The organism is Shewanella nanhaiensis, assembly GCF_019457885.1.
Lineage (GTDB): Bacteria > Pseudomonadota > Gammaproteobacteria > Enterobacterales > Shewanellaceae > Shewanella > Shewanella nanhaiensis.
Map to the genome: position 1 here is coordinate 41141 of NZ_JAHZST010000025.1, position 7933 is coordinate 49073.

Genomic DNA, 7933 nt, shown 5'->3' on the forward strand with positions numbered 1-7933 from the left:
GCTCGCCACCATTTTGGAAGCATTTTAGATACATAAACACCGCTTAAATCAACAAAATTCAACACAGTGCTAACCGAGCATTTTTTAACCAACAAAAGTTTGACTCGGCTCATCAAGATAAAAGGTAAAATACTAATAATCTGTAAGATTCACTGATAAAAAAGTAAATCGATAGGCCATTTTCTATACCATAGGTATAAAAAAAGCGACCTTAAATCGCTCATTTTTTATCAGTGACGTAAGCATTATAGACCCTTAAGGATCTTCTCACTTAATTTCAGCTCATCATTCTTGTTAACACTGATCCCTGAAGCGATAATCGAACGCGCGATCCCCTGTGCTTGCTCAAGCGAATGCATATTAAATGTACCGCACTGGTACTCATTAAGCTCTGGGATCTCCGATTGCGATGCAACAGTGAGCACATCATTCATGGAAGCAAGCCAAGCTTCTGCCACATCAGCCTCTTTTGGCGAACCGATTAAGCTCATGTAAAAGCCGGTACGGCATCCCATAGGAGAGATATCGATAATCTCAACGTTATCGCCATTAAGGTGGTTACGCATAAAGCCTGCGTAGAGATGCTCTAGGGTATGGATCCCACGCTCACTTAGAATATCTTTATTCGGGGCACAAAAACGCAGATCAAAGACAGTAATGGTATCACCAGAGGGGCTCTTCATGGTTTTAGCTACACGAACTGCAGGTGCATTCATTCGGGTATGATCAACGGTAAAACTATCCAGTAACGGCATCTCAACTCTCCAAGTTAATTCACCTCTATCCAGTTAATTCTCATTAAACGGATAGAGGAACTATTACAATACCTTTATACAACACTAAAAAGGTATCTGCATCATCGCTATACAAACTGTTACTCTCTTAGACGACTATAAGCATCTTCGGAGATTTTATGATACTTGCGAACACCCGCTTCATATTCCATATAGGCTTTATAAACCTTATTCATGGTGTCATCTTTAGCTGATTGCTCTTTGATAACCACTTTAGACACCTCAGCCAGCTTCTTCATCACCTCATCAGGGTACTGTTTAAGAATAACGCCATGCTCATCTATCAATGAGTCTAACGCGATAATATGTTTAGAGGTGTACTCATCTAACATATCCTGATTAATTGCTCTCGCCGCAATAGTCACAATCGATTGAAGATCGGCAGGTAAAGCAGCAAACGCCTCCTTATTCAGCAAAAACTCAAGGGTTGTACCTGGCTCATGCCACCCAGGGTAATAGTAGAACTTTGCCGCCTTATGCAGACCAAAAGCCAGATCATTAAATGGGCCTACCCACTCAGTGGCATCGATGGCGCCAGTTTGCAGCGCCGTATAGAGTTCACGACCAGGCAGTGTCACAGGCACGCCACCAACACGCTTTAGCACCTCACCTCCCAGACCGGGCAAACGCATCTTTAACCCTTTAAGGTCTTCCATGGAGTTGATCTCTTTATTAAACCAACCTCCCATCTGTACACCTGTGTTACCGCCGGCAAGAGGAAGTATGCCAAAGGGCTCGTAAACCTCCTCCCACAGAGCAAGACCGCCACCATAATGCAGCCAACCATTCATCTCCTGTGCATTAAGCCCAAATGGGATTGAAGTAAAAAACTGAGCCGCAGGCGTTTTTCCTTTCCAGTAATAGGCTGCGCTGTGTCCCACCTGCACTGTACCTTGACTCACAGCATCAAAAACCTCAAACGCTGGCATCAACTCTCCAGCTCCAAAGACTTTAATTTTAAGCCTACCCGCAGACATCTCATCAACCAGCTTAGCGAATCGCTCTGGCGCCATCCCAAGACCTGGAAAGTTTTTAGGCCACGAGGTCACCAACTTCCACTCAATCGTTTCAACCTCAACAGCACCAGTTTGTGCCACTTGCGCCTCTTTCTCCTGACAGCCTGATATAAACAAGACTGCCAATGAGATAAAGCACACAGTTACTCTTTTTATCATATCCTTTTCCTCTTTCTTACTATCCGTAGAACGGGCCATCAAACAGGAGCGAATAACCCTTGATTTAATCGCAGTTTCTAACCATATATTTGAGAAGGGAGCCAAGTGATTAACTCGGGCCAGATGCTCAATATCAACATCAGAAGCAACTGGATCCCAACAAAGGGGATCACACCTTTATAGATCTGACTGCTGGACACTAACTCTTTACTCACTCCTCTTAAGTAGAAGAGCGCAAAACCAAATGGTGGGGTTAAAAATGAAGTTTGTAGATTGACCGCTATCATGATCCCAAGCCAGATAGGATCGAGTCCCATCGCTAGCAATATAGGAGCAACTAAAGGTACAACCACGAAAGTGATCTCAATAAAATCCAAGATAAATCCGAGCAAAAATATCACTAACATGACCAGCAACGTAGCGCCAATCAAGCCACCTGGCATATTGTGGAACAAGTCATGGATAAGCACTTCACCACCAAATCCCCTAAAAACAAGAGAGAAGATAGAGGCACCTATCAAGATAAGAAACACCATAGAGGTGATCTTAGTGGTGCTGAGCATCACCTCTTTTAACAAGGGGAGAGTCATCTGCCGCTTAACAAGCGCTATCATTAACGCACCGAATGCGCCAACAGATGCAGCTTCTGTCGGCGTAGCAATACCCAGTAATATTGAGCCCAATACCAGAAAAATAAGCAGTAATGGTGGCACTAAAGCGCTGATAGTTTGCATCACAAAACTCAAATCTATGCTGCGTTTATCGAGCACTGCAGGAAACTGCGCAGGCTTACGTTTAATTAATATCAAGGTATAGAGACAGTACATCACCAGCAAGAGTAAGCCAGGAATAAGTGCACCAGCAAACAGATCACCAACAGAAACAGATTTCGGGCTAAATATTCCCATTTTAAGCTGCGCCTGTTGATAGGCGTTAGAGAGCACATCACCCAAGAGTACAAGTGCAATCGAAGGGGGAATGATCTGCCCTAAGGTGCCTGTTGCGCAGATAGCTCCCGCGCTGAATGCCGGGTCATAACCTCGTTTCAACAGGGAGGGCAGAGACATCAATCCCATGGTGACTACCGTAGCCCCTACGATCCCTGTGCTAGCAGCAAGCAACATACCCACAAAGAAAACGCTGAAGATAAGCCCGCCTCTAAAACGGCCAAAGAGCTCTGCCATGCTAGTCAAAAGCTGCTCTGCCACTTTTGATTTTTCTAATACCACTCCCATAAACACAAAGAGCGGAACAGCCATTAAGATAGGGTTATTGATCACGCCATATAAGCGATTAGGCAGCGCGCCTAATAAACTGCTATCAAAAGTACCCGTTAACTCCCCAATACCTGCAAACATCAACGCAACGCCCGCTAGCGTTAATGCAACCGGATAGCCCAGCATCAATACCAGACAGACAACTAAAAAGAGTAAGATAGCCATTAACCCTGCTCTCCCCTCTTTTCACTCTCTGCACTCTTCTTAAACCACAGAGCCGATGCATGACGCACGAGTTCGACACTGCCTTGAAGCAACAGGCTCACAACCAGTAATAAAAGCAGACTTTTCTGTAGATAAACATATTCCAAACCGCCCGCTTCAACAGAGGTTTCAGCATAACGCCATGAAGCTAAAACATAATCGAAGCAGGAGTAGGTGATAAAGATACAAACAGGGAAAAGTAGAAAAAGAGTGCCAAGCAGATCAACCCAATGCTGACCACGGGAGGAGAAGTGTCGATAGAAGATATCCACCCGAACATGCCCATCATGTTTAAGGGTATACCCTGCCGCCAAAGTTAATACCGCGCCATGAAGATATAACGCGCCCTCTTGGATTGCCGTCGCACCTGTAGCAAAGGCATAACGAAGCACAACAACCGCTAAGGTCATCAATACAATAAAGAGTGTAAACCAGCTTACCCCCTTACCGATAAATTCAGTTAACTTCTCTACTCGATTCATCCATTTTAATCACTAGCCATCATTTAACTTATTGATAACAGAAATAACGCAATAGATAAACAAAAAGCAGGCTAAATCAGAAAATAGAGGGAGGAGGAGACAGTTGACAATAACATGAAAAATAATAGGGACTTATTAAACAAAAGAGCCTGAAAATAGGGGCTATTCTCAGGCTATTTCAGCAAAGTGTTCGCTTTACCCTTTACACTTAGGCGAGTCCGGCACTGCCACCTCGGCCGCCCACTCATCGGGGGAGTAGGTGTGCATAGAAAGCGCATGCAAGCCGTTAGCGAACTCAGGAGCCAGCGCTTCATTAACAGCGCGGTGGCGAGCAAGAAGACGCTTACCCTCAAAGAACTCAGAGGTAATGATCACCTTAAAGTGAGTTTCTGAGTTAGGTGGCACATGGTGATTATGGCTTTCGTTGATCACCTCAAGGTGAGTGGGTGACAGACTAGCGGTTAAATGCTCAATGATGCTTTGTGCTACTGACATACGATCTCTCAATTCAGCCTAAAATTCATGGCGGCAGGTTACAGCGATAGAGGGGCTGAGGTCAACTCCCCTCGAGCAGTACCAATGACATTAGTCAAAGTACCTTAACTCTCGCGTCATCAGTTACCCCTTCAAGCAGTTCAACAACACTCTCAGTGCTCACCCCTTCAGGAACCGCTAAATTTAACCTTGAGGAGAACACAGTTTGACCGATAGTCGACACATGTACCCGATTAAACTCCATATGCTCAATCACCAGATCTAGATTAGTGAGGATATTGACGATATCTCGGGTTAAGCCTGAGCGATCACCGCAATCTACACTCAAATGAAGGGAGCTAGACACGCAGTCACTATTAATAAGCACTTGCTCAAAGATGAAGTGCAGTCCATCAAACTCCGAGATTAAACAAGATTTAAGCTCATCTTCAGCCTCGGGCTTTATCGCAACCTTCATCATTGCGCAGAAATGGCCATCGAGCTTAATCACCTTACTCGTCACCCACTCACCACCAAAGCGACGTGTCACTTCAGCAAGAGACTTAATCACTCCCGGAGCAATGTGGCCAACAACGCTAGCAATAAATAACTTTTTCATCTGATACTCCTCAATGCGATTTCATATTCAGCTTAGAGTATTTACCCACCGAATAGTGAGAGTTGAGTAACATATCCCAAACTACTTAGAGTGATAATGTTTTGTCAGCAACCTAAAGGTAAAGTTAACTCTTGGCTCCATCACTTTCAGCCGCTTAGGCACACTATGCTCCCACTCATTCTGCATCGGCCAATGCATAATCAATAGATCGCCACTGTTTAATGGGATCTGGTACTTTTGTAGGCTTACCTTATGGCGAATAAAGAAGTCACGCCGTGCTCCAATACTCACAGAGGCGATGTCGCTTCCACTTCTTATCTCAACCTCATCATCACAGTGCCATCCCATAGAGTCTCGCCCATCGGCATAGCGGTTCACCAATACCCCATTGGTCTCAAGCTTAAAATCACGATAGAGCTTCTCCCTCAGCTTATTGGCGTATTTAGGCCAAGGTAAGGCGCTCACAAAGAGGCCTGAGTAGCGATAATCACAGCCTGAATCTCCAAACCAAACCTGAGTACGAGGAATTGGATGAGCTTGACCATAAACCTGAACCTCAGGGCGAGATAGCGGGTAACTTTTAACTTCGTTTAATAGGGCCGCTTGCTGCTCCTGATTGAGATAACCGGGGATCAATGTGATAGGAGGCTGTGACTGCTGAGTGTCACTACTATTAACTAACACCTCAAATGGCTCAAAACTCAGGCCTTGCTGCTTCATTATCCTCTCCAATAACTGAGGCCTTAGGCGTATATACCTACCAATCTTAATCTGCGATAATGCGTGCCCCTATTTTATTGGTACATTTTGGCATATGACAACACAATTTTCAGTCGCTGGTATCGAGCTTGAGTTAGCCCGCTACCCAAAAGATCAGGAATCAAATTTACAAGCATGGGATGCTGCAGATGAACACCTGATAAAACATCTTATAGAGACTGAACAAGCCCCTGTTGTTACTGCCATTATCAATGATAACTTCGGCGCCTTAACCGCTTGTCTTCGCTCAATCGCGCCAACTTGGCCACTCATGGTTGAAACCGATGCAAAGACCAGCCTTTTAGGGAACCTGCAAAACCTGGCCACAAATAGCCTTTCGTCAGAGGGGATTGAGTGGCTCAATAGCCGTGAAGCACTACCAGGGCAAATTGAACTGGTATTGATGAAGTTGCCAAAAAACTTAACTTACTTTGCTCACCAGCTTAATCGTTTATCTCAAGCGTTACCTAAAGGCACTCAAGTGCTTATCAGTGCCAAAGCCAAATCCATCAACAAGTCTGTATTAGAGTTGATTGGTAAAAACTTAGGGCCAGCTTCTGCCAGCTTAACTTGGAAAAAGACCCGAGTGATCACCTGCATCAGCGATGGTAAGAGCCGCGCCCTTCCCAAAGAGGTGCAATGGTCAGTACCACAGCTAAATCTTGAGATACGCAACCTAAGCAATGTGTTCGCAGCGAATAAGCTAGATATTGGCGCTGAGATCATGTTAGAGAATATGCCTAAGGGTGATTTTAAATCGATCATCGATCTTGGCTGTGGCAACGGCATACTGGGCCTACACGCCAAGCAGCTGTTCCCACAAGCTTATATTCACTTTGTCGACGACTCAGAGATGGCTATTGAATCAGCTAAGCAGAACTGGGCACTCAACAAACTAGACACACAAGGCCTAGTCGGCGAGCAAGCCACATTTGGCTGGGATGACTGCTTAACCCATATGAGTGAAGGTGTACGCCCCGATCTCGTGCTATGTAACCCACCTTTCCATCAAGGTGAAGCGATTACCGATCACATCGCCTGGCAGATGTTCCTACAATCTTGGCGGGCCCTTAAGAATGGCGGTATCTTACACGTCGTTGGCAATCGTCACTTGGCATACCATATCAAGTTACAGCGCATCTTTAAAAACTGCACCACAGTGGCGTCAAACGGTAAGTTTGTGATCTTGCAAGCACAGAAGATTAGCAAGAAAGCAGAGCCTTTTGAGGCTTCCTCGACAGAAGCAGAGGCTAAGGTTGAAGTGACGGAAAGTGAGCCGCACCCACAAAGTTCACTTTATGGCACTAAGAAGTAGCTTGTCGGATAACAAATTCTAGCCACTTGCCAGATAACAAGTGGTAAGTCTCTTTTTGAGGTTTCATTGGGCAGGTTTGGTATTTGATGGTATCTAGGAAACCATAGCTTCAATCTTGTTAATTGCTTGCAGCATGTGCTGTGCAAGGATGCACCAATGTCGTGATCACATGGATGTGAATGAACGACCCTTATGTGTGAATACTTCTGCGGGACGCTATAAATATATCCCTATACGCTCGACGGTGGCATCTGATGTGAATGGATTCACAAATGCCGTGGTGACAGGATGTCATAGAACGGCCTTGCCACCAACGCCCACAGCCGCGTTCACACCTGATTGTTTATTTCTTCGACTCAACTTCTAATGATTGAAACGACAAAGTCCCTTGGTGATCACAAGGCTTAGAGCGGTTACTCTAAGTCATAAATGGACAAAAGTTTGCTGACTTTCCTGATAGCAAGTTTCAAATATTTTTTGGGGTTTGGTTCATTGGGCGAGATTGGTACTTAGTTAGCTGACAGCAAGCTATTACTTTAATCCAGTTAATTGCTTGCAGCATGCTTCCGTGCAGATACTTCAGTGAGACGACGCAAGTACAATCCCTGTAGTCTCTACGATGACATCCATGTCATCGAAGCTCACTGCCGCATCTACACCTGAGTGTTTATCTCTTCGAATTAGGCTTTATCGTTATTACTCATTTCTGGACAGAATGTATGGTACGCCCCGTTATTGCAAATAATAAAGCAAGATAACAGGAGTTGGTTTGCGCTAATGTATTCAGAGTCTATTGAGACCTTCATTAGTCCCAGCTCTACGATGAGATCCGCG

8 protein-coding genes are annotated in these 7933 nt (G+C 44.9%); 1 reads left to right on the plus strand and 7 read right to left on the minus strand.

Features of this window, described 5'->3' with window-relative positions; all coding sequences use genetic code 11:
• Positions 1-245 precede the first annotated feature (245 nt).
• From luxS to K0625_RS22390, 7 genes are all read right to left on the minus strand, one after another.
• Entirely contained in the window at positions 246-755 is a 510-nt protein-coding gene (luxS, locus tag K0625_RS22360) for an S-ribosylhomocysteine lyase (protein WP_012326215.1), read from the minus strand.
• A 119-nt stretch (positions 756-874) separates the two neighbouring features.
• Entirely contained in the window at positions 875-1966 is a 1092-nt protein-coding gene (locus K0625_RS22365) for a TRAP transporter substrate-binding protein (RefSeq protein ID WP_438944518.1), read from the minus strand.
• An 80-nt stretch (positions 1967-2046) separates the two neighbouring features.
• The gene (locus K0625_RS22370) at positions 2047-3411 is read right to left on the minus strand and encodes a TRAP transporter large permease (RefSeq protein WP_220111664.1); all 1365 of its coding nucleotides are present in this window, start codon (positions 3409-3411) and stop codon (positions 2047-2049) included.
• Positions 3411-3932: a TRAP transporter small permease subunit gene (locus K0625_RS22375; protein ID WP_220111665.1), complete on the minus strand. Its 522-nt coding sequence runs from the start codon at positions 3930-3932 to the stop codon at positions 3411-3413. Before K0625_RS22375 ends, K0625_RS22370 begins: the two co-directional genes overlap by 1 nt.
• A gap of 195 nt (positions 3933-4127) precedes the next feature.
• A complete protein-coding gene (locus tag K0625_RS22380) occupies positions 4128-4427 on the minus strand; it encodes a BolA family protein (protein ID WP_220111666.1) in 300 nt (99 codons plus the stop codon).
• 94 nt (positions 4428-4521) lie between these two features.
• On the minus strand, positions 4522-5025 hold the full coding sequence (locus K0625_RS22385) for an ACT domain-containing protein (protein ID WP_220111667.1): 504 nt from the start codon (positions 5023-5025) through the stop codon (positions 4522-4524).
• A gap of 81 nt (positions 5026-5106) precedes the next feature.
• Complete coding sequence (locus tag K0625_RS22390; RefSeq protein ID WP_220111668.1) at positions 5107-5745, minus strand: alpha-ketoglutarate-dependent dioxygenase AlkB family protein; 639 nt, start codon at positions 5743-5745, stop codon at positions 5107-5109.
• A 94-nt stretch (positions 5746-5839) separates the two neighbouring features.
• Here K0625_RS22390 and K0625_RS22395 point away from each other — a divergent pair, with 94 nt between their 5' ends.
• The gene (locus tag K0625_RS22395) at positions 5840-7099 is read left to right on the plus strand and encodes a methyltransferase (protein ID WP_220111669.1); all 1260 of its coding nucleotides are present in this window, start codon (positions 5840-5842) and stop codon (positions 7097-7099) included.
• Positions 7100-7933 lie beyond the last annotated feature (834 nt).

Bases quoted from the DNA above. Each gene is read 5' to 3' on its own strand.
- luxS (WP_012326215.1), bottom strand. From the start codon at position 755: ATGCCGTTACTGGATAGTTTTACCGTTGATCATACCCGAATGAATGCA.
- K0625_RS22370 (WP_220111664.1), bottom strand. From the start codon at position 3,411: ATGGCTATCTTACTCTTTTTAGTTGTCTGTCTGGTATTGATGCTGGGC.
- K0625_RS22375 (WP_220111665.1), bottom strand. From the start codon at position 3,932: ATGAATCGAGTAGAGAAGTTAACTGAATTTATCGGTAAGGGGGTAAGC.
- K0625_RS22380 (WP_220111666.1), bottom strand. From the start codon at position 4,427: ATGTCAGTAGCACAAAGCATCATTGAGCATTTAACCGCTAGTCTGTCA.
- K0625_RS22385 (WP_220111667.1), bottom strand. From the start codon at position 5,025: ATGAAAAAGTTATTTATTGCTAGCGTTGTTGGCCACATTGCTCCGGGA.
- K0625_RS22390 (WP_220111668.1), bottom strand. From the start codon at position 5,745: ATGAAGCAGCAAGGCCTGAGTTTTGAGCCATTTGAGGTGTTAGTTAAT.
- K0625_RS22395 (WP_220111669.1), top strand. From the start codon at position 5,840: ATGACAACACAATTTTCAGTCGCTGGTATCGAGCTTGAGTTAGCCCGC.